At 41.5% G+C, this 20,502-nt stretch carries 23 protein-coding genes; 17 read left to right on the top strand and 6 right to left on the bottom strand.

Annotation, left to right across the window (positions count from 1 at the left end):
- Positions 1-34 precede the first annotated feature (34 nt).
- Together ACH3Z1_RS07025 and ACH3Z1_RS07020 are read right to left on the bottom strand one after the other, a co-directional pair.
- The gene (locus ACH3Z1_RS07025; protein WP_490821164.1) at positions 35-910 is read right to left on the bottom strand and encodes a YicC/YloC family endoribonuclease; all 876 of its coding nucleotides are present in this window, start codon (positions 908-910) and stop codon (positions 35-37) included.
- Between the two features lie 150 nt (positions 911-1,060).
- Entirely contained in the window at positions 1,061-1,798 is a 738-nt protein-coding gene (locus ACH3Z1_RS07020; RefSeq protein ID WP_490821163.1) for an NrtR DNA-binding winged helix domain-containing protein, read from the bottom strand.
- A 142-nt stretch (positions 1,799-1,940) separates the two neighbouring features.
- On the opposite strand from ACH3Z1_RS07020, the gene ligA reads away from it, so the two are divergent.
- Both ligA and ACH3Z1_RS07010 read left to right on the top strand, forming a co-directional pair.
- The gene (gene ligA / locus ACH3Z1_RS07015) at positions 1,941-4,061 is read left to right on the top strand and encodes an NAD-dependent DNA ligase LigA (RefSeq protein ID WP_490821161.1); all 2,121 of its coding nucleotides are present in this window, start codon (positions 1,941-1,943) and stop codon (positions 4,059-4,061) included.
- A gap of 4 nt (positions 4,062-4,065) precedes the next feature.
- Entirely contained in the window at positions 4,066-4,737 is a 672-nt protein-coding gene (locus ACH3Z1_RS07010) for a DUF2461 domain-containing protein (RefSeq protein ID WP_490821160.1), read from the top strand.
- Between the two features lie 61 nt (positions 4,738-4,798).
- On the opposite strand, the gene ACH3Z1_RS07005 is transcribed toward ACH3Z1_RS07010, so the two are convergent.
- Both ACH3Z1_RS07005 and ACH3Z1_RS07000 read right to left on the bottom strand, forming a co-directional pair.
- Positions 4,799-5,788, bottom strand: coding sequence for an aspartate-semialdehyde dehydrogenase (locus ACH3Z1_RS07005; protein WP_490821159.1), 990 nt, complete (start codon positions 5,786-5,788; stop codon positions 4,799-4,801).
- 253 nt (positions 5,789-6,041) lie between these two features.
- The gene (locus ACH3Z1_RS07000) at positions 6,042-6,965 is read right to left on the bottom strand and encodes a PfkB family carbohydrate kinase (protein WP_490821158.1); all 924 of its coding nucleotides are present in this window, start codon (positions 6,963-6,965) and stop codon (positions 6,042-6,044) included.
- A 178-nt stretch (positions 6,966-7,143) separates the two neighbouring features.
- Between ACH3Z1_RS07000 and ACH3Z1_RS06995 the strand changes: the two genes are divergently transcribed.
- Together ACH3Z1_RS06995 and paaE are read left to right on the top strand one after the other, a co-directional pair.
- Complete coding sequence (locus ACH3Z1_RS06995) at positions 7,144-7,734, top strand: TetR/AcrR family transcriptional regulator (RefSeq protein ID WP_490821157.1); 591 nt, start codon at positions 7,144-7,146, stop codon at positions 7,732-7,734.
- Positions 7,735-7,745: 11 nt separating this feature from the next.
- On the top strand, positions 7,746-8,825 hold the full coding sequence (paaE, locus tag ACH3Z1_RS06990) for a 1,2-phenylacetyl-CoA epoxidase subunit PaaE (protein ID WP_490821156.1): 1,080 nt from the start codon (positions 7,746-7,748) through the stop codon (positions 8,823-8,825).
- An 81-nt stretch (positions 8,826-8,906) separates the two neighbouring features.
- Here the strand turns inward: paaE and ACH3Z1_RS06985 are convergent, their stop codons facing one another.
- Positions 8,907-9,575: a GDSL-type esterase/lipase family protein gene (locus ACH3Z1_RS06985; RefSeq protein WP_490821155.1), complete on the bottom strand. Its 669-nt coding sequence runs from the start codon at positions 9,573-9,575 to the stop codon at positions 8,907-8,909.
- A gap of 155 nt (positions 9,576-9,730) precedes the next feature.
- Here ACH3Z1_RS06985 and paaA point away from each other — a divergent pair, with 155 nt between their 5' ends.
- The 12 genes from paaA (at position 9,731) to ACH3Z1_RS06925 (ending at position 17,403) form a co-directional block, all read left to right on the top strand.
- Positions 9,731-10,675, top strand: coding sequence for a 1,2-phenylacetyl-CoA epoxidase subunit PaaA (gene paaA, locus ACH3Z1_RS06980; protein ID WP_490821154.1), 945 nt, complete (start codon positions 9,731-9,733; stop codon positions 10,673-10,675).
- 103 nt (positions 10,676-10,778) lie between these two features.
- Positions 10,779-11,147, top strand: a complete 369-nt coding sequence (gene paaB, locus ACH3Z1_RS06975) for a 1,2-phenylacetyl-CoA epoxidase subunit PaaB (RefSeq protein ID WP_490821153.1) — start codon at positions 10,779-10,781, stop codon at positions 11,145-11,147.
- A gap of 19 nt (positions 11,148-11,166) precedes the next feature.
- Entirely contained in the window at positions 11,167-11,919 is a 753-nt protein-coding gene (gene paaC, locus ACH3Z1_RS06970; protein ID WP_490821152.1) for a 1,2-phenylacetyl-CoA epoxidase subunit PaaC, read from the top strand.
- A gap of 4 nt (positions 11,920-11,923) precedes the next feature.
- Positions 11,924-12,451 carry a 1,2-phenylacetyl-CoA epoxidase subunit PaaD gene (gene paaD, locus ACH3Z1_RS06965; RefSeq protein ID WP_490821151.1) on the top strand — a complete coding sequence of 176 codons (528 nt, stop codon included), beginning with the start codon at positions 11,924-11,926 and terminating at the stop codon, positions 12,449-12,451.
- Positions 12,452-12,520: 69 nt separating this feature from the next.
- A complete protein-coding gene (locus ACH3Z1_RS06960) occupies positions 12,521-13,297 on the top strand; it encodes an enoyl-CoA hydratase-related protein (protein WP_490821150.1) in 777 nt (258 codons plus the stop codon).
- A gap of 9 nt (positions 13,298-13,306) precedes the next feature.
- Positions 13,307-13,720 carry a hydroxyphenylacetyl-CoA thioesterase PaaI gene (gene paaI, locus ACH3Z1_RS06955; protein WP_490821149.1) on the top strand — a complete coding sequence of 138 codons (414 nt, stop codon included), beginning with the start codon at positions 13,307-13,309 and terminating at the stop codon, positions 13,718-13,720.
- Positions 13,717-14,325 carry an acyltransferase gene (locus ACH3Z1_RS06950; RefSeq protein ID WP_490821148.1) on the top strand — a complete coding sequence of 203 codons (609 nt, stop codon included), beginning with the start codon at positions 13,717-13,719 and terminating at the stop codon, positions 14,323-14,325. Before paaI ends, ACH3Z1_RS06950 begins: the two co-directional genes overlap by 4 nt.
- A gap of 51 nt (positions 14,326-14,376) precedes the next feature.
- A complete protein-coding gene (obgE, locus tag ACH3Z1_RS06945; RefSeq protein WP_490821147.1) occupies positions 14,377-15,387 on the top strand; it encodes a GTPase ObgE in 1,011 nt (336 codons plus the stop codon).
- Between the two features lie 258 nt (positions 15,388-15,645).
- A complete protein-coding gene (locus ACH3Z1_RS06940) occupies positions 15,646-16,053 on the top strand; it encodes a hypothetical protein (RefSeq protein ID WP_490821146.1) in 408 nt (135 codons plus the stop codon).
- A 174-nt stretch (positions 16,054-16,227) separates the two neighbouring features.
- Positions 16,228-16,614 (top strand): hypothetical protein, encoded by a 387-nt coding sequence (locus ACH3Z1_RS06935; protein ID WP_490821145.1) that lies wholly within the window; start codon positions 16,228-16,230, stop codon positions 16,612-16,614.
- A gap of 155 nt (positions 16,615-16,769) precedes the next feature.
- Complete coding sequence (locus tag ACH3Z1_RS06930; protein ID WP_490821144.1) at positions 16,770-16,964, top strand: hypothetical protein; 195 nt, start codon at positions 16,770-16,772, stop codon at positions 16,962-16,964.
- Entirely contained in the window at positions 16,948-17,403 is a 456-nt protein-coding gene (locus tag ACH3Z1_RS06925; protein WP_490821143.1) for a GNAT family N-acetyltransferase, read from the top strand. The genes ACH3Z1_RS06930 and ACH3Z1_RS06925 overlap by 17 nt, the downstream gene beginning before the upstream one ends.
- A gap of 50 nt (positions 17,404-17,453) precedes the next feature.
- Here the strand turns inward: ACH3Z1_RS06925 and typA are convergent, their stop codons facing one another.
- Positions 17,454-19,268 (bottom strand): translational GTPase TypA, encoded by a 1,815-nt coding sequence (gene typA / locus ACH3Z1_RS06920; protein ID WP_490821142.1) that lies wholly within the window; start codon positions 19,266-19,268, stop codon positions 17,454-17,456.
- A 203-nt stretch (positions 19,269-19,471) separates the two neighbouring features.
- Between typA and ACH3Z1_RS06915 the strand changes: the two genes are divergently transcribed.
- Positions 19,472-20,464, top strand: a complete 993-nt coding sequence (locus tag ACH3Z1_RS06915; protein ID WP_490821141.1) for an alpha/beta hydrolase — start codon at positions 19,472-19,474, stop codon at positions 20,462-20,464.
- The last annotated feature ends 38 nt before the right edge of the window (positions 20,465-20,502 follow it).

Below are 20,502 nucleotides of genomic sequence, written 5' to 3'. Positions count from 1 at the left end.
TTAAAACTTGATTAATACTGGTGACGAGTGTTTATTACAACACATTTAATATCTGCTCTTTGGCTTTTTCAAGTTCATCTTTCATCAGGATGACTGTTTGCTGTATCTGTGAATCATAGGCTTTTGAACCCATGGTATTGATTTCACGTCCAAATTCCTGCAAGATAAAAGAGAGTTTTTTCCCTTTACCCGCTTCTTTATCTGCAAGGATAGAGCGGAAATAATCGCAGTGATTTTTTAAACGCACCTGTTCTTCACTGATATCTATTTTTTCAATGTAATAAATCAGTTCCTGCTCCATACGGTTGGGATCGTAATTTTCTTTACCTACATTCTCTTCCAATATTTTTACGATACCTTCTTTAATCTTTGTTCTGCGTAATGGTTCCAGTTCGGCAATCGTTTTTTGATGTGCTTCAATATTACCTAAACGCAATAACAGATCTGATTCAAGTGAACGGCCTTCATCTTTTCTGTGTTCATTCAACTCATTGATGGCTGCTTTCAAAACTGCTTCAAACCCCTTCCATTCTTCATTACTCAACATTTCTGTTGACGGAGTGATCACATCCGGTAATTTCAGAATCGTACTGAGGATATCTCCTTTTTGTAGTTGTAACTCATCTGCCAGTTCTGCAACAGGCTGGTAATAGGCTTTTGCGAGTTCTTTATTAATAGAAACAGGTTTGCTGGCTCCGTTTTGTTTAATGGTAATAACACATTCTACACTTCCTCTTTGTAATCCTTCGTTCAACAGGTTCCTGATTTCAAACTCAAATGGTTTTAAAAGTGCAGGAATATTCAAACGCAAATCAAACTGTTTGCCATTTAAGGAACGAGCTTCTACCAGGTAGGTTTTATCGCCAATGGTTTGTTCCGATCTTCCATAACCTGTCATTGAATATAGCATAGTCATTCTGTTGGATGGTAAAAGTAGTTGAAATGGATGAAAACTGAGCAGGAGAGCCCACACAGCTTCTCTTGAGGAGAAAATTGAATCAGAGGAAAATTAAACAATTATTTATTGACAAGATTTGGTATCGAAAAAACGATTAAGCCGTTAAAAATCAATACCTACCCATTTACGCTTACTCTTAGCGTATTTTTCAAAATTGAATTTATAGAGCTTGCCGGGTCTGTGTGGTACATCCTGTTCCATTTCATTGATATCGATCAACAGATCCATGGAGGCAAATTTTTTACGGAAGTTTCTCCGGTCTAAGCTTACACCCAATATGGCTTCGTATAAGTTTTGCAATTCACGTAAAGAAAATTTTTCTGGCAACAGGTTAAACCCCAGTGGATGTTCCTGTATTCTTTTCTGTAACCATGTATGACATTCATCCACAATCAATTTATGATCGAATGCCATTTCCTTAATGGTGTTTACATTATACCAGTCAAGGTCGTTGTCGTGTATTATTAATTCGTGATGGTTAATATTTAAGAGTGAACAGTAAGCAATGGTAACGACTCTTCCTCCAGGGTGACGTCCTGGTCCACCAAAAACTTTTACCTGCTCCAGAAAAACATCACTCATTCCGGTTCTTTGTTTCAGTATACGATATGCAGCTTCATTCAGGTCTTCATTATCCTGCACTATATCGCCGAGTAAGGAGTATTGGCCATTATAAATTTCAAGATCACTTTTAATCAGGAGTACCTTCAGCTTGTTTTCTTCAAACCCAAAAATCACACAGTCAACAGTCAGCGGTACTTTAGGATATGTTTGTACCAGTTGAACTGCATCTTTTACCATATGGTTTGTCGGGGCCACGGCAGCGCTTGTTTTCTTCATTGGAGTGCTCTTCAATTTTCGGCGTCCCAGTCGCCTTTCTAAGGGTGGGGCAAGATACAAAGTTTACAAATAAGCTGTATCGGTCAACAAATCAAACCCTTTTATCCGATTAGCAATTAACTTTATCTTGTAAAATAGCGCTATGTATTCTTCCGACTTAACACGTCAGTTACAAAATCTTACTACTGATCTATTAAAAGAATTGAGTCTTCCCGGGTCACCTGTTTTAGCTGAGCATATGAGTCAATTAAAACAGGTTTTACAGTTTCATGAGTATCGCTATTATGTATTGAACGACCCCTTGATTGCCGATCAGGAATATGATCTGTTGTATAAAAAGCTGGAAAAAGCGGAGAAAGATCAACCTGAACTGGTAACACCCGATTCCCCCACCCAACGTGTAGGCAACAGCCTTAACAGCCAGTTTGTAACAGTAAGTCACCTGGTCCCAATGCTGAGTTTAGACAACAGCTATAATGCAGAGGACCTGATTGATTTTGACCGGAAAGCAAGGGAATTAACTGGTTTGGATGAGATAGAATACTGTATAGAGCCCAAATTCGACGGGGCCAGTATTTCTTTGATCTATGAAAACGACCAGTTGGTTCGTGCGGCTACCAGAGGTGACGGTGTGGAAGGGGAAGAAATCACCAATAATATCCGGCAGATACGTTCCATACCACTGTCTGCTCAATTTTCATCAGCAGGTATTCAGCAGGTGGAAATAAGAGGTGAGGTAATCATGAGCAAGCACTCTTTCAATAAATACAATGAACTACTGGCTAGCAGAAGCCTGTCTCCTTTAGCCAATCCACGTAATGCTGCTTCCGGCAGTTTACGCATGAAAGATCCAAAAGATGTGGCAGAGAGGGGATTAGATGCTTTTTTATACCATATCAGTTTTTACACAAAAGCGTCCGGAAGTCCGGAAGCCCGGAAGTCTGAAGAATTATTGGCAACACATAGCGGCAATCTTTCCCTGTTGTGGCAGCTTGGGTTTCGTTCTCCGGAGAAAGAAAAAAAAGTGGTGAAAGGTATCCAGGGGGTGATTGATTATTGTCTGTCTTTTGAAGCAGGAAGAGATGATCTTCCCTATGAAATAGACGGCATGGTAGTAAAAGTGAATGATCTTCATTTACAGGAACAAATGGGCATGACTTCACATCACCCACGCTGGGCCATTGCGTTTAAATTCAAAGCCAGACAGGCCACTACAAAACTGCGCAGCGTAGAGTTCCAGGTTGGAAGAACAGGTGCAGTTACTCCCGTGGCCAAGCTCGACCCCGTTTACCTGGGTGGTGTTACCGTAAGTAGTATTTCCATTCATAATGAAGAGTATATCAAAGAAAAGGATCTGAAAATTGGCGATACTGTGTTGATCGAAAGAGCAGGAGATGTCATTCCCCAGATTGTTAAATCACAAAGCGAATTAAGAGACGGGTCTGAACAAACTATTCTTTTTCCAAAACAATGTCCCGTTTGTAACAGTGAATTATTCAAGGAAGACGGCGAAGCGGTATGGCGTTGCATCAATATAGAATGTGAGGCGCAGGTGGTAGAGAAGATGATTCATTTTGTGAGCAAAGATGCCATGGACATCAAAAGTTTTGGTGAAGCCAATGTGCGGAAGTTTTATGAAATGGGTTTATTAAAAGACATCCCTGGCATTTATACCCTTGACTTTGCAAAAATTGGTCAACTGGAAGGTTTTGGAAAGAAAAGTCTCGATAACCTTACAGCCGCTATTGAAGCTTCTAAACAACAACCTTTACATCGTTTGATATATGGGCTCGGTATTCGTTTTGTAGGTGAAACAACAGCCAAAACACTGGCCAATGCCGTTGAGCACCTCCTCGATTTTAAAAACAAAACTGAAGAAGATCTACAACAATTGGAAGATGTTGGTATTAAAGTGGCTAAAAGTATTCACCAGTTTTTCAGCAACGAACAAAACATCCATATGCTGGAACATCTGGAACAACTTGGACTTGAGCTTAAAAACAAAAAGAAAGAAATTGGGGAAAGTGGTAGTTTACAGGGGCAGACTTTCCTCTTTACCGGCACTTTAAACCAGATGAAAAGAAGCGAAGCCGAGGCACTGGCAGAACAACATGGCGGACAAATTGTTAGTGGTGTAAGCAAGAATCTTAATTACCTCGTTGTGGGTGAAGATGCAGGCAGTAAACTGGAGAAAGCAAAAAAAATAAATACCATTAAAATCATCACGGAAGCTGAATTCCTGGAGTTGATTGCAACACAATAGAACTATGTTACAGAACAGTACACTCAAATTTCTGAAAGACCTGAAGAAAAATAACCACAAAGCCTGGTTTGATGGAAACAGAAAAGTATATGAAGCTGCCAAAGCGGATTATGCCAATCTGGTAAGTGAAGTGATAAAGGGACTGGGAAAGAAAGATGCGTCTATCGCTTCTCTCACCGCCAAAGAATGCATTTTTCGAATCAATCGGGATGTTCGTTTCAGCAAAAACAAGGATCCGTATAAAACCAATATGGGTATGTACCTCAGCAGGGGTGGAAAGAAATCACTTTTCTCCGGTTATTATTTCCATCTGGAACCAGGTGGCAAAAGTTTTGCAGCAGGTGGTTTATGGATGCCTGAAGCTGATGTAATAAAAAAAGTAAGGCAGGAGATTGATTATAACTGGGAGGAGTTCAGCAAGATTATTCAAAACAAGAAATTTGTTTCCACTTATAAGGCACTACAACGAGAAGAAGGTATGGCTTTGAGCAGGGAGCCAAAGGGATATGAAAAAGACAATCCCGCTATTGAATACATTAAACTAAAAAGCTGGGTTGCCACTACTCCATTTACAGATATACAACTTACATCCAGCACATTGGCTAAGGATATTGTAACTGCATTTGAAACGCTACAGCCATTGATTATGTTCCTAAACAGTGGTATAGAGGAATAAATTTAAGCCGCAGATTCGCAGATTACGTTCCTATCAATCTGCGAATCTGCGGCTTAAAAAACTACAACAATCCTTTACCCGACAAATACTCCGCAATCTGCACAGCATTGGTAGCAGCCCCTTTACGAAGGTTGTCGCTAACAATCCACATATTGAGTGTATTGGGTTGCGTTTCATCTCTTCTCAAACGACCAACAAATACTTCATCTTTTTCATGTGCCCAGAGTGGCATAGGGTATTGCTGGTTGGCAATATCATCCTGTACAATTACACCAGGTGCTGCAGCTAAAATATTTCTCAGTTCGGCCAGGTCAAAATCATTGGCAAATTCTATGTTCACGCTTTCGCTATGCCCGCCAACTACAGGTATCCTCACCGTTGTTGCGGTTACACGAATACTGTCGTCCTGCATAATTTTCTTGGTTTCATTCACCATTTTCATCTCTTCTTTGGTATAACCATTGTCGAGAAACACATCAATCTGGGGAATAACGTTCAGGTCGATCTGATATTTGTAGGCCATCTCCCCTTCCACCCCTTTTCTTTCGTTGAATAACTGGTCAACCGCTTTTTTGCCGGTACCGGTTACACTCTGGTAAGTACTTACCACCACACGCTTAATTCCATAACGTTTGTGTAGTGGCTGTAATGCTACTACCATCTGAATGGTAGAGCAGTTGGGATTGGCAATGACAAAATCATCTTTGGTCAATACATCCGCATTTACTTCAGGTACTACCAGTTTTTTGCTGGGATCCATGCGCCATGCAGAGGAATTATCAATGACACGGATTCCGGCCTCTGCAAATTTGGGTGCCCACTCCAATGATGTACTACCACCGGCTGAGAAAATAGCAACAGCAGGTTTGGCTGCAATAGCATCTGTCATGCTCACGATCTTGTACTGTTTTCCTTTAAAGCTTACTTCCTTACCTACAGATCTTTCAGAAGCTACCGGAACAAGTTCCGTAACAGGAAAATTACGCTCTGCGAGCACTTCCAACATTTTGGTACCTACCAGACCCGTGGCACCTACGACTGCTACTTTCATGGTTTTGTTTGTTTTGTTTTAATGTTTGTTCAGTTATGGTTGTTGCTACTAACAAAAAGGCCCTCCGTTTCGGGAAGGCCTCTGAGTATATTGTTCGATCATACACAAACGTTCAGGCACTTCCCGGTCAGAGAGGTTTCTTAATACGTTTTGTATGTTTCATTGTCATCATTACGTTGCGAAAATAGATGCGTTTTGTTTTTTAGCCAAAAGATTTTTACTGACAGGCGTTAGCTATTAGCCATCTGCTATCCTATCCCACCAGATCAATATCAAAATTCACCAACTGTACAAACTCATCGATACGGTTGCTGATATCTTCTTTGCTGATTTCTCTCAACCGCTGGGTTCCGAACTTCTCAACACAATAAGAAGCCATGGCACTACCTACAATGATAGCAGTTTTCATATTCTCGAAAGAAATGTCTTTGGTACGCGCAATATGACCAATAAAGCCCCCTGCAAATGTATCGCCAGCACCTGTTGGATCAAATACTTCTTCTAACGGCAATGCCGGTGCAAAGAATACTTTATTCTCATGAAACAGTAATGCACCGTGCTCCCCTTTTTTAATGATGAGGTATTTGGGGCCCATTTTCATGATGGCAGCCGCCGCTTTTACCAGTGAATATTCACCGCTCAACTGACGAGCTTCACTGTCGTTCACCATCAGCAGATCGACCATGGCCAACGTTTTCTTCAGTTCATCCATCATGATTTCCATCCAGAAATTCATGGTATCCATCACGATGAGCTTAGGGCGTGTTTTCAGTTGTTCAATTACACTGCGTTGTACTGCAGGCACCAGGTTGCCCAACATCAGGAACTCGCAGTCCTGAAAACTTTCAGGAACCACAGGCTCAAAATTCTCCAGTACATTTAACTGGGTTTCGAGTGTATCACGCGAATTCATATCCATATGATAGCGTCCACTCCAGAAAAAAGTCTTCTCGTCTTTTTTTATCTGTACACCCGACAAATCAACGCCACGTGCCGTTAACTGGTCCAGCTCTTCCTGGGGGAAATCGCCACCTACAACAGAAATTTGTTTTACAGGGGTAAAATTGGAAGCGCACCAGGCTATATAAGTACCTGCACCGCCAATGATTTTATCACTCTTTCCAAACGGAGTTTCGATGGCATCAAAAGCCATGGATCCGACAACGACTAAAGACATAGATTAATTTTTGTTATCGGGGTGCGAAACTAGCGTATTTAAGGGGTAAATACTAGCATCCCCACACATAGTTTGATGATCAGGGCTTTGGCTTGTATTTACTGATACAAAAACTAACAAAATATAATATATAAAATGATTTTTTGGCTAACACACGTTAGCTGTTTATCTTCGTATTATGGCCAGAATCAAGACTGATAAAAACATTTCACGCAAAGACGTGATTGTAACCAAAGCTGCATCCCTTTTCAGAGAGAAGGGTTTTAAGGCAGCCAGTATGCGCGACCTTGCTGAAGCAGTAGGTGTGGAAGCTGCCAGCCTGTATAACCACATAAAATCGAAAACAGAGCTATTACATGAACTCTGTTTCAGTGTAGCCAATCGTTTTCTGCAAAAGATTGATGAAGTGGAAGCGGAAAAAATTTCTTCGATTGAAAAAGTGGAAAAATTACTTCGTTTTCATATCAACGAAATGATTCACCATTATGAAGAAGTATATGTGAGCGACCGCGAATGGAAACACTTGGCCGATCCATACCTGTCTAATTTTCAGAACCAACGCCGCATCTATCGCAAACGTTTTGCAGCCATCATTGAATCTGGTATCCGGAACAATGAAGTAAAAAAAATTGATGCACCAACTGCTGTACTCATCATACTGCACGCCATCAGTGGTATTGAAAGCTGGCACAGGTCTACACAGAAGATCAGCGCAGCTGAACTCGAAGAAAATATGGTGACCATTTTAGTGGGCGGATTAACTCAATAAGCGATAGCAGCATGTCGATACATTTTGAGCAACTCAGGGTTAAAGAGATAAGAAAAGAAACAGATGATTGTGTTTCCATTGCTTTTGACATACCCGTTCAATTACAGGAACAGTTCAGGTTTATACAGGGGCAACATATTACCCTTCGCACCATGATTAATGGTGAAGATGTTCGTCGCTCCTACTCTATTTGCAGCAGCCCGCTGGAGAAGGAATTACGCGTAGCCGTAAAAAAAGTGCCGCAAGGACTTTTTTCTACTTATGCAAACGAGCAATTGAAAACCGGAGATCGGTTAGACGTTATGCCCCCCATGGGAAAATTTTTCACCCCTTTACAAAAAGAACAGCAAAAAAACTATGTAGGCTTTGCGGCAGGTAGCGGTATTACGCCTCTGCTGTCCATCATCAGCACTACTTTGCAAACCGAAGCCAACAGCAGTTTTACACTGGTATACGGCAACCGTAACAGACATTCCATCATTTTCAGGGAAGCACTGGAAGCTTTGAAGAATAAATACATGAACCGCTTCCGGATCATTCATATTCTCTCCAGAGAAAAAACAGATACCATTTTAAATGCTGGCAGAATTGATGCTGAAAAATGCCATTCACTGTTTGATAAGTCCATCGATATTTCACAAACAGATGAGTTCTTTTTATGTGGCCCGGAAGAAATGATCTTTTCTGTAAAAGCAGTTCTGGAAGAAAAGGGAGTCGATAAAAAGAAAATTCATTTCGAACTCTTTACCACACCCGGTCAGGAACAAAAAAATAAAACAGTAAAAACCACCGCAACAGATAACCAACCCAAAAGCAGGATCACGGTAAAACTGGATGGCATCAGTTTCGATTTTGACCTGGCAAAAAAAGGTACTGCTATTTTAGACGCTGCTTTACAACAGGGAGCCGATCTTCCCTATGCCTGTAAAGGAGGCGTTTGTTGCACCTGCCGCGCCAAACTGGTTGAAGGTGAAGTAGATATGGATGTGAACTACGGCCTCGAACCTGAAGAAATTGAACAGGGTTTTATTCTCACCTGCCAATCACATCCACGCTCAGAAAAAGTGGTGGTTGATTTTGATGTGAAATAATCTTTTCCCATACATAAACATAGCCCGGGATTTAAATCCCGGGCTATGTTTATGTATAAGGAATAAAGAAAAAAACGCCTCTCATTTTTTCAATACCGGCTCAATGATTTTTTGCCAGATGGCATAACCCTTTGCATTCATGTGCAGGTTGTCTTTAACAAATAACTCGGGATTTACTGAACCATCCGGTAATAACATGGCGTCATGCACATTTACATACAATGCCTTCCTGTCGCGACGCAGATAATCTTTAATCAATTGATTGGCTCTTACAAAATCAGCTTCCATCTTCCACCTGCTTGGACTGGGTTTGATGGATACAAAGACGACTGGTACTTTACCCAGTTTCTTTCGTATGATGGACATCAGGGTTTTAAAGCGAAGTAAAACAGTATCAGGAGTAATCCTGCTTTTATCCCAAGCATCTGCTATATCATTTTCCCCACAATAAATGATAACTTGTTTAGGCGCATAAGGAATGATGATTTCATTGGCATACCTGATCAGGTCAGTCAAAGAAGAGCCGCCAAAACCACGGTTGATGATGGGGTAAGCCGGAAAATAATCTTTGATGTCTTTCCAGAAAGCAAAAGAAGAACTACCTACAAATAATAACTGCTTTTTTGCAGGCATGACTGCACTATCGGCTTTTAAAAAAGCATCAATCTCTTTTCGAAAAGGCAGTACCGTTTGAGCAAATACAATATTTGCCAGGACCATCCATAAAAACAATAAAAATCCCTTTTTCATAGCGGAAAGATAAAGCGCTGTTCAGCAGAATAACCCAGGATGCACTAAAATCATCGACAAAAACTAACGAAACATTAAAAAATATATAATTCGGATACTAACATTCGTTAGCACCAATGATTTCTTTTTGTATTTTTACGCTTCAAACAATGGGTATGGAAAAAGACATGGAGCAATTGTTCCAAGAGAAGATCGATAAAGAGATCCGTATTGAACCAAAGGACTGGATGCCGGAAAAATACAGGCAGACTTTGATTCGCCAGATCAGTCAGCATGCACATAGTGAAATTGTGGGCATGTTACCGGAAGGCAACTGGATTACACGCGCCCCCAATCTCCGAAGAAAAGCCATCCTGCTCGCTAAAGTACAGGATGAAGCAGGTCATGGTTTGTACCTCTATTCCGCCGCAGAAACACTCGGTATCAGCCGCGACGAAATGTATGAGCAACTACATAGTGGCAAGGCAAAATATTCTTCCATCTTCAACTACCCCACCCTAAGCTGGGCCGATATGGGTGCCATCGGCTGGTTGGTTGATGGTGCTGCTATCATGAACCAGGTTCCGTTATGCAGAACAAGTTATGGTCCTTATGCCCGTGCCATGGTTCGTGTTTGCAAGGAAGAAAGTTTTCACCAGCGCCAGGGGTTTGAAATATTACTCACCCTTAGTCGCGGAACAGAAGCACAACGCCGTATGGCGCAGGACTCTATTAATCGATGGTGGTGGCCCAGTATCATGATGTTTGGTCCGAAAGATGATGAGAGTCCAAACACCATACAGAGTATGAAATGGAAAATCAAAAGATTTACCAATGATGAGCTCCGCCAAAAATTTGTAGACATCTGTGCAGAACAGATAAAAATATTAAACCTTAGCATTCCAGACCCTGATTTAAAATGGAATGAAGAAAGAGGTCATTATGATTTTGGCACCATTAACTGGGACGAATTCTGGCAGGTAATTGCCGGTAATGGTCCTTGCAACAAACAACGTCTCGATGCCAGAAAAAAAGCATGGGAAGAAGGTGCCTGGGTAAGAGAAGCCGCATCGGCACATGCTTCAAAGCGGGCGCAACGGCTCGCAGAGAAAAGGGCTTAATTGGATAAGTAGCAGCAAGTAAAGTTTATTTCATTATTACAAATAAAAATTTACAGCTAGTAGCAAAAGCCCGCAGCTCATTGCTCATAGCTCACAGCAAAAAATGAAACAGTACATCAACAAATACTACTACGGCGATTACGGAGAAGGAAAAAACGGTGCTGCCGATATTTCTGCGTCTGGAAAAACACAGCATGAATGGCCCTTGTGGGAAGTTTTCATACGCAGTAAACAGGGTCTCGATCATAAACATGTAGGAAGTCTGCATGCTGCCGATGCACAAATGGCTGTTGAAAATGCCCGCGATGTGTACACCCGCAGAATGGAAGGCATCAGCATATGGGTAGTAGAAAGCAAATACATTCATGCCAGTAATCCCGATGATGCAGGTGCATTATATGATCCTGCAAATGACAAAGCTTATCGTCATCCTACATTTTATGATTTACCAGACGAGTTAACACATATTTAAACGGGTTATTGGAATCATCATGAACGCATCCCTCATTAATTATACCTTACACCTTGCAGATAATGCATTGATCATCGGCCATCGTAACAGTGAATGGTGTGGACATGGCCCCATACTCGAACAGGATATTGCCATTTCAAATATTGCATTGGATGGTATCGGGCAGGCACGTAATTTTTACCAATATGCCGCTTTACTAACTGGCAACAGTGCTACTGAAGATTCACTGGCATACCTGCGGGATGTGATTGATTATAAAAATCTGCTTATTACAGAACTGCCGAACGGCGACTGGGCCCAGACTACTTTACGCCAATTCTTATTCAGTACCTACCAATATTATTTTTACCAGGAACTGGAAAAATCAGCCGATCAGCAACTGGCGGCGATAGCGGAGAAATCATTAAAAGAAGTAACCTATCATTTGCGCTGGAGCAGCGAATGGGTAATACGTTTGGGTGATGGTACAGCGGAGAGTCATGAAAGAATGGTAAAAGCTGTTGCAGAAATCTGGAACTATACGGGTGAATTATTTATACCAGCTTCTTATGAAAAGGAACTGGCTACAAAAGGTGTAGCTGTTGATCTTTCGGTGATACAACCGTTATGGCAACAAAAAGTATCTGATGTTTTTGCAGAAGCAACCATCGCTATCCCGGAAAAAAGTTTTGCGCAGTTGGGAGGAAAAGAAGGAATACACACTGAACATCTGGGTTATATTTTGGCAGAAATGCAGTTCCTGCAAAGAGCTTACCCGGGCGCTGAATGGTAATAAAATGACTGTACTACCTAACCATACCAACGAAACAGAAAAAAAAATCTGGTCATTACTGGCCACCGTAACTGATCCGGAAGTACCGGTATTATCGGTTCTTGATCTTGGTATTATTCGAAAAGTAACGGTAGAACAGATTGATGAACATCATTTCAAACCTGTCATCACCATCACACCTACCTATAGTGGCTGCCCGGCAATGGATGTCATCAGCATGAGTATCCGGATGGTTTTATTACAGGCAGGTTTTAAAGAAATAGAGATCAAACAGGTTTTATCACCTGCATGGACTACCGAATGGATGAGTGCTGAAGGAAAAGACAAACTGAAAGCTTATGGTATTGCTCCGCCACAATATAAACAGGCGGTTTGCACACCGGATGCTTTTCAGCAGGAAGAATCTATCCAGTGTCCGCAATGCAATTCCTGGCACACAACACTGATTTCTCAGTTTGGCAGCACAGCCTGTAAAGCTTTATATAAATGTGAAGATTGTAAAGAGCCTTTTGATTATTTTAAATGTCATTGATAGGTCCTTCTACATCTTGTATGTGATTTACCAACGAGAAGATTGTAAATTTGACTAAACCAGCAGCACATGTCCAGTATACTTTTTCATATTGAAGATGGTATCGCCTACATCACATTAAACCGCCCGGATAAACTCAATTCCTTTAACAGAGAAATGGCATTACTGCTTCAGTCTAAACTGGATGAATGCGCTTCACTGCATGAAGTAAGGGCCGTTTATCTTACCGGTGCCGGTAAAGGTTTTTGTGCTGGACAGGATCTTGCTGAAGTTGTTGATCCAAACGGCCCGGGTATGCAGCGTATTTTGAGTGAACATTACAATCCGATCATCACCCGTTTACGTCATATCCCCAAACCAGTTATTGCAGCAGTAAACGGTGTGGCGGCAGGTGCAGGCGCCAATATTGCACTGGCCTGCGATATTGTAGTAGCGGCGAAATCTGCTTCTTTTATACAGGCATTTTCAAAAATAGGATTGATACCAGATAGTGGCGGCACTTATACTTTACCAAGACTCATCGGCTGGCAAAAAGCAAGTGCCCTGATGATGCTTGGAGATAAAATAAATGCAACCGAAGCCGAAAGACTGGGTATGATTTATCAATGTTATGAAGATGATCAATTCATGGAAGCTGCTAAACAAATTGTATCAACCATTGCAGTAATGCCCACGAAAGCATTGGCATATATTAAACATGCACTCAATCATTCTGGCAGCAACGATCTTGAAACACAGTTATCACTCGAAGACGATTACCAGCAGAAAGCTGCTGCAACGGCTGATTTCAAAGAAGGTGTACAGGCTTTTCTTGAAAAAAGAAATCCGGTATTCAAAGGCATATAAAACAATACTATGAGCAATCCGTTCAGACAAGTGGTAGATCATATGATGGTGCATGATCTGTTTTCTCAATGGTTGGGTATTGAAGTGCTGGATGTACAGGAAGGCTACAGCCGCATCTGTATGACTGTTCGTGCAGAAATGATCAATGGTTTTGGCATTGTGCATGGTGGTATTGCTTTTTCACTGGCCGATAGTGCTTTTGCCTTTGCCTGTAATAATCGCAACAATCTTTCTGTTGCACTCGATACTTCCATCAACTTCACCAAAGCCGTGAATGTGGGTGATCAGTTAACTGCTGAAGCAAAAGAAATCCATAACGGAAGAAGTACGGGTTTGTACCATATTACCATCCACAATCAAAAAAATGAACCGGTAGCCCATTTTAAAGGCACCTGTTTCAGAACCGGTAAAACATTGATATGATCTGTCAGTTCAAAGAACATATTCCCGTTATTCATGAAACTGCATTTATTCATCCCCAGGCTGTGGTTACCGGTAATGTGATCATTGGTAAACATGTATATGTAGGGCCGGGTGCCGCTATTCGTGGCGACTGGGGACAGATCATTATTGAAGACGGATGTAATGTGCAGGAAAACTGTACCATTCATATGTTTCCGGGTGTTACGGTTTATTTGAAAGAGTCTGCCCATATTGGCCATGGTGCCATAATACATGGCGCCACCATTGGCAGAAACTGTCTTGTTGGAATGAACAGTGTAATCATGGATCGTGTGGTATTGGGTGATGAATGTATTGTTGGGGCATTGAGTATGATAAAAGCCGATGAGCAGTTTGAAGCCCGAAGCCTCATTGTTGGCAATCCAGCCAAAAAAATAAAAGAAGTGAGTGATGAGATGATCGCCTGGAAAACAAAAGGAACTGAATTATACCAGCAATTGCCGGCAGAAATGCATGCCCATTGGAAAATTTGCGAGCCACTCCATCATATTCCCGGTCATCATTCAGCACCAGTAGAAAATAACCCTCCTGTCTATAAAACCTGGAATGAGGAGCGGAAATCCTGATACCGCCTACATTTTCGTACCTTTGCCTTCCACCAAAGTTTTGATTGAATAGTGTCTGAGAAAAATAACTTCATCGATTATATCCGCATCTTCTGCCGCAGTGGACATGGTGGTGCCGGCGCCAAACATTTTATGCGAAATAAACTCACTGCCAAAGGTGGGCCAGATGGCGGTGATGGTGGTCGTGGCGGACATATCATCCTGCGTGGTAACTCGCAGATGTGGACCTTATTACACCTTCGTTACTTTAAAAATGTACTGGCTGAGAACGGTGAAGGTGGCAGTAAGAATAATTGTACCGGTCATGATGGAAAAGACATCATTCTCGAAGTGCCACTCGGCACCGTAGCCCGTGATGAAGAAACAGGGAATATAGAAGCCGAAATACTCGAAGACGGACAGGAAATCATCTGGATGAAAGGTGGCCGTGGTGGTCTGGGTAACAGCAATTTTGCCACTCCAACCAACCAGGTGCCTGAACATGCACAGCCAGGTGAGCCCGGTGTAGAGGGATGGAAAAATATTGAACTGAAAGTATTAGCCGATGTTGGTCTGGTAGGTTTTCCGAATGCAGGAAAATCAACACTGCTATCGGTGATCACTGCCGCTAAACCCAAAATTGCCAATTATGCGTTTACTACTTTAACACCGCAATTGGGTATGGTGGCTTATCGTGATTCTAAATCATTCTGTATTGCAGACTTACCAGGTATTATTGAAGGTGCTGCAGAAGGAAAAGGATTGGGTCATCGTTTCCTCCGTCACATTGAACGGAATGCTGTTTTATTATTCCTGATTCCGGCAGACAGTGCAGATCATAGAAAAGAATTCGAGATCCTCAGAAATGAGCTGGAACAATACAATCCGGAGATGTTGCAAAAAGATTTTATCATTGCCATCAGCAAAAGTGATATGCTGGATGATGAGTTGAAAGAAGCCATCAGTAAAGAGTTGCCAAAAGGTATTCCGCATCTATTTATTTCCTCTGTTACACAAACCGGTTTAACTGCTTTAAAGGATCTGCTATGGGAAACTTTAAATAAGCCTGTTGCAGAAAACTAACAATCGTTAAGATATTCCATTTATTTATATGTTAACACCGTTCACCCAAAAATCATTTTTGGGGCGGGTTACCTTTCTTATCTTGCAGGTATTAAGGATGTACACAAGCATTTTTTGATGTACATCCGGGATTATTACGAATCCTGACTTCTTCGCTTCTGCCGGCTCGCTTTTACGAAACTTTTACTTGCACTACGAAAATCTTCTGCTCAGACAGGGGATTAGCCATCATTTTATTAAAAGTTTAAAAAAGACAACATGAAAAAGCAATCTGTACAAGCCATCGTAAAAGGAATCATCCTGAGTGGTATTTTAACTGCCGGTACATTTATCCAGGCAAGTGCCAACAATTCTGGCGAAGCCGTAGCTGCAAAAGCTTCTGCTGAATTCAAATTTGCTGGTTCTTCAAAAGAGCTGGCATCATTCAACATCAAATTCAACAACCCAACCGGTGAAAAATTCACCCTGCTGGTCTTGGATGCAAAAGGTGATCTGTTCTTCAAAGAAAGTTACGCTTCAAAAGACTTTGCGAAAAGATTTGTATTGGCGAAAGAAGATGCAGAAAAATTAACTTTCCGTATCCAGAGTGGTAACCAGAGCTTCGATCAGAACATCAACCTGTTCCAGAGCGAAACTGAAGCCAGAAAAGTAACCGCTCAACAATAATTTTTTCCTACCTAGCTAAGAGCTTTTAAGCTTTTAGCTAGGTATTGACCTCTACACGACTCTTGCTTTATTGAATTACTACGTTTTTGCTTTTACGAAATATTCATTGCGATACGAAAACCTGTGCAAACAGGAGCGCTAATCATTAATTAATCACGCAAAAAGAATATGAACATGAAAAAAGCAATCATTACCGGTTTATTGTCTGTTGTTTTATTTACCGCAGTTGACGCCCGTAACAATGAAAAAACAGATGCCAACAAAGCAAAAATTGAAGTGAATTACACAGGTTTCTTCAACAACGACCTGTCCTTCAATGTAAGATTCGACAACCCCAGTGGTAACAATGTTACACTGACCGTTATCAATGAAGATGGTGAGAACCTTTTCAAAAGCAATTTCTCCGACAAAAAATTCGAAAAGAAATTTGTGTTGCTGAAAGATGCTGATGTGTACAAACTCACTTTCCTGTTTCAATCAGGTAAAGAAGTGTACAAAGAAAGCTTCGACATCAATGTAACTACCCGTGAGGTTTCTGATGTGGTGGTGAAAAGAAACTAAGAAGAAAGAAACAAGAAGCAGGGAACAAGATACAAGAGAATGGATACATGAGAATTGTGTGGGACCGGTGAGCTGAAATGCTTACCGGTCTTTCTTTTTCACGCATGTTGACAAATTATCGGAAGTTGGTAAGGCTTTGCGTATTATTTTCAGGTATGCAACCACAACAATGTCTTTTCTGCGGACACCTGGTACAACTGGTACATGTGCATGGACATTACCAGTGCCCCGTTTGTACCACCAATGCCCTGCCCTGTTGCGATGGCGACAACTGTACTACCAACCAGTTACTGGCAGTAACACAAACTACCCATCATACACATACCAGCGAAAATGTATCGCATCAATAAAACCAATTCATCAAACCCTGATTTTATTCTACTGGTTCAACAGTTAGATGCTGAGCTTGCTGCAAGGGATGGTGATGAGCATGCTTTTTATCACCAGTTTAATGGCATACAGCAGCTTGATCATGTTGTGGTTTTATATGATGGCAATACGCCTGTTGCCTGCGGGGCTTTCAAAGTAATAGAAACAGACACTGTTGAAATAAAGCGCATGTATACTTTACCTCAACAGCGTTCAAAAGGCCATGCATCGCGCATACTGGAAGCATTGGAAGCATGGGCGCGGGAAGAGAACTACTCCATTGCTCTTCTCGAAACCGGTAAACGACAACCTGAAGCCATTGCATTGTACAAAAAGAATGGTTACCAGATTATCCCAAATTACGGACAATACGCAGGTATTGAAAACAGTGTTTGCTTTCAGAAAAAGCTGGGCAAATAAAAAAGCCACCCCGGTTTAGCGGGATGGCTTTTATTATTTGATAGCAATTACTATCCAGCCGCTTCCGACTGCATACTTCTCGCTACTTTCTTTCTGTCTTCTTCATTCAATACGGTTTTACGCATACGAATGTTTTTAGGTGTTACTTCAATACACTCATCCTGCTGAATATATTCCATACACTCTTCCAAAGTAAACTGCAGTTTCGGTGTAATACGTACACTGTCATCGCTACCGCTTGCACGGTGGTTGGTAAGCTTTTTGGCTTCCACTGCATTTACGTTCAGATCGCCTGGTTTAATATGCTCGGCAATAATCTGACCCACATATACTTCTTCTCCTGGATCGATAAAGAAGCTACCCCTATCCTGTAACTTATCTATAGAGTAAGCAGTGGTAACACCCTGGAATTTGGCAATCAACACACCGTTATTTCTTCCGGGGATCGGGCCTTTCCATGGTTTATATTCGTTAAAGCGGTGTGCCATTACAGCTTCACCCGCTGTATTCGTCAACATCTGTGAACGCAGACCAATCAACCCTCTTGATGGAATATCAAACTCAAGGTGTTGCATTTCACCCTTGCTTTCCATTACCAGCATTTCACCTTTACGCTGTGTTACCAGGTCGATTACTTTACCGCTGAATTCACTGGGAACATCTACTACCAGAATCTCATATGGCTCATGTTTCTTGCCATCTATATGTTTCACCAGTACCTGAGGATTACCTACAGTCAGCTCATATCCCTCACGACGCATGGTTTCTACCAATACACCCAGGTGAAGAATACCACGACCATATACCAGAAAACTATCTGCACTGTCTGTATCTTCTACTCTCAGCGCCAGGTTCTTTTCAGTTTCTTTCATCAAACGGTCACGCAGGTGACGTGACGTAACAAATTTACCATCACGACCAAAGAAAGGTGAGTTATTGATGCTGAAAGTCATGCTCATGGTTGGCTCATCCACACTAATAATCGGCAATGCTTCAGGATTCTCTGCATCAGCAATGGTATCACCAATGTTAAAATCTTCCAGACCAACAACCGCACAAAGGTCACCAGACAATACTTCGGTTACCTTACGCTTACCCATTCCTTCAAACACATACAATTCTTTTACACGTACTTTTTTAATAGTACCATCCGCCTGCACCAATGCGATCTGTTGGTTTTCTTTGATAGAACCACGGGTTACTTTACCGATGGCAATACGACCGAGGAAAGAAGAATAATCTAAAGATGTAATCTGCAATTGTAAAGTACCCTCATTTACTTTGGGTGCTGGTACATATTTAATGATACCATCCATCAGCGGAAGAATATCTTCTGTTGGTGTTAAGCTATCATTGAACCAGCCATTCTTACCACTACCGTAGAAAGTAGGGAAGTTCAACTGCTCTTCGGTTGCATCTAGGTTAAAGAATAATTCAAATACTGCATCATGCACTTCATCAGGACGGCAATTCGGCTTGTCAACCTTGTTAATTACCACGATCGGATGCAGGTTCAGTTGTAAAGCTTTTTGCAGTACAAAACGCGTTTGTGGCATTGGACCTTCAAAAGCATCCACCAGCAATATTACACCATCTGCCATTTTCAATACGCGTTCCACTTCACCACCAAAGTCACTGTGACCCGGTGTATCAATCACATTTATCTTGATACCATTGTAGGTAACCGCTGCATTTTTACTAAAGATGGTAATACCTCTTTCTTTTTCGAGGTCATTACTATCCATGATCAATTCACCAGTTTCCTGGTTATCCCTGAACACTTTGGTAGCATGTAGAATCCTGTCTACCAGCGTTGTTTTGCCATGGTCAACGTGTGCAATAATGGCAATGTTTCTTATTTCCATGTAAAATTTTAAGGCTGCAAAGGTACGGCTTTAAGGCCGGAGGGCAAAGCCTGAACACAAACTTAACGGGAAGCTGCTCCAATACAGGCTAAATATGCTATAACTGCATGAAATTCAAAGAGAAACACAAACCGTATTAGAAGATATCTGTTAAAAACCGGCTTTACAGAACTATCCTTATCTTCCTGAAAACATTCCTTGCTATGCGACTGCTTAAAAAACTGATGGTATTGCTGGCTATTCTTCTACTGGTCTATTTCCTGGGACCTAACCCAAAAACACCTGATTATTCAACTGAACTACCTCGTATTCCGTCAACAGACAGTGTTGTTGATTATGTGGCCTCCATCGAGGCAAGGCATAAAATAAAACCCGATAATGAGGCGAGAATAGTATGGGCCAACGACTCTGTACATGCTAAAACAACATATGCCATTGTGTATTTACATGGCTTCAGTGCCAGCCAGGAAGAAGGTAACCCTGTTCATCGAAACCTGGCCAAACAGTTAGGCGCCAATTTGTATCTCTCCCGTTTATCTGGTCATGGTATTGATACATCCGATGCCTTATTACACATGACCGCCACCAGTTTATGGGAAACAGCCAAAGAAGCATATGCCATCGGAAAGCAGTTGGGAGATAAAGTGATATTGATGGGTACTTCTACAGGTGGAACCCTGGCGCTACAACTCGCAGCAGCTTATCCTGACATTGCAGGATTGATTTTATTGTCGCCCAATATTGCTATCAACGATCCCAATGCATGGCTCACCAACAATCCCTGGGGTTTGCAGATTGCCCGGTTGGTAAAAGGTGGTAAAATGAATATCATTCCCAATAAAACAGATGAATACAAAAAATACTGGAACCAGACTTATCGACTGGAAGCCGTAACTGAATTACAGGAATTATTGGAAACATCGATGACGAAAAACAGTTTTCAGAAAATTCATCAACCACTACTCACACTATATTATTACAAAAATGAAAAAGAGCAGGACCCTGTTGTAAAAGTATCGGAGATGAAAAAAATGTTTGAAGCAATAAGTACCCCTGCAGGTTTAAAAAGAATGGTTGCCATTCCAAATGCAGGAAGTCATGTCTTGGGTTCTCCGATACAGTCGAAAGATATTGTTACGGTGGAAAAAGAAGCGGCTGCATTTTTGAGGGAGGTGATAAAGGTGAATGGTCAATAGTGAATGGTGAATAGCTTGGATTGAGCGGTGTTAATATT

This window comes from Sediminibacterium sp. FW305-C-49, assembly GCF_058231085.1.
This window is presented reverse-complemented; position numbering and strand designations above follow the sequence as displayed.

Coding starts and splice junctions, on each gene's coding strand:
- ACH3Z1_RS07025 (WP_490821164.1), bottom strand. CDS start 910: ATGCTATATTCAATGACAGGTTATGGAAGATCGGAACAAACCATTGGC.
- ACH3Z1_RS07020 (WP_490821163.1), bottom strand. CDS start 1,798: ATGAAGAAAACAAGCGCTGCCGTGGCCCCGACAAACCATATGGTAAAA.
- ligA (WP_490821161.1), top strand. CDS start 1,941: ATGTATTCTTCCGACTTAACACGTCAGTTACAAAATCTTACTACTGAT.
- ACH3Z1_RS07010 (WP_490821160.1), top strand. CDS start 4,066: ATGTTACAGAACAGTACACTCAAATTTCTGAAAGACCTGAAGAAAAAT.
- ACH3Z1_RS07005 (WP_490821159.1), bottom strand. CDS start 5,788: ATGAAAGTAGCAGTCGTAGGTGCCACGGGTCTGGTAGGTACCAAAATG.
- ACH3Z1_RS07000 (WP_490821158.1), bottom strand. CDS start 6,965: ATGTCTTTAGTCGTTGTCGGATCCATGGCTTTTGATGCCATCGAAACT.
- ACH3Z1_RS06995 (WP_490821157.1), top strand. CDS start 7,144: ATGGCCAGAATCAAGACTGATAAAAACATTTCACGCAAAGACGTGATT.
- paaE (WP_490821156.1), top strand. CDS start 7,746: ATGTCGATACATTTTGAGCAACTCAGGGTTAAAGAGATAAGAAAAGAA.
- ACH3Z1_RS06985 (WP_490821155.1), bottom strand. CDS start 9,575: ATGAAAAAGGGATTTTTATTGTTTTTATGGATGGTCCTGGCAAATATT.
- paaA (WP_490821154.1), top strand. CDS start 9,731: ATGGAAAAAGACATGGAGCAATTGTTCCAAGAGAAGATCGATAAAGAG.
- paaB (WP_490821153.1), top strand. CDS start 10,779: ATGAAACAGTACATCAACAAATACTACTACGGCGATTACGGAGAAGGA.
- paaC (WP_490821152.1), top strand. CDS start 11,167: ATGAACGCATCCCTCATTAATTATACCTTACACCTTGCAGATAATGCA.
- paaD (WP_490821151.1), top strand. CDS start 11,924: ATGACTGTACTACCTAACCATACCAACGAAACAGAAAAAAAAATCTGG.
- ACH3Z1_RS06960 (WP_490821150.1), top strand. CDS start 12,521: ATGTCCAGTATACTTTTTCATATTGAAGATGGTATCGCCTACATCACA.
- paaI (WP_490821149.1), top strand. CDS start 13,307: ATGAGCAATCCGTTCAGACAAGTGGTAGATCATATGATGGTGCATGAT.
- ACH3Z1_RS06950 (WP_490821148.1), top strand. CDS start 13,717: ATGATCTGTCAGTTCAAAGAACATATTCCCGTTATTCATGAAACTGCA.
- ACH3Z1_RS06940 (WP_490821146.1), top strand. CDS start 15,646: ATGAAAAAGCAATCTGTACAAGCCATCGTAAAAGGAATCATCCTGAGT.
- ACH3Z1_RS06935 (WP_490821145.1), top strand. CDS start 16,228: ATGAAAAAAGCAATCATTACCGGTTTATTGTCTGTTGTTTTATTTACC.
- ACH3Z1_RS06930 (WP_490821144.1), top strand. CDS start 16,770: ATGCAACCACAACAATGTCTTTTCTGCGGACACCTGGTACAACTGGTA.
- ACH3Z1_RS06925 (WP_490821143.1), top strand. CDS start 16,948: ATGTATCGCATCAATAAAACCAATTCATCAAACCCTGATTTTATTCTA.
- typA (WP_490821142.1), bottom strand. CDS start 19,268: ATGGAAATAAGAAACATTGCCATTATTGCACACGTTGACCATGGCAAA.
- ACH3Z1_RS06915 (WP_490821141.1), top strand. CDS start 19,472: ATGCGACTGCTTAAAAAACTGATGGTATTGCTGGCTATTCTTCTACTG.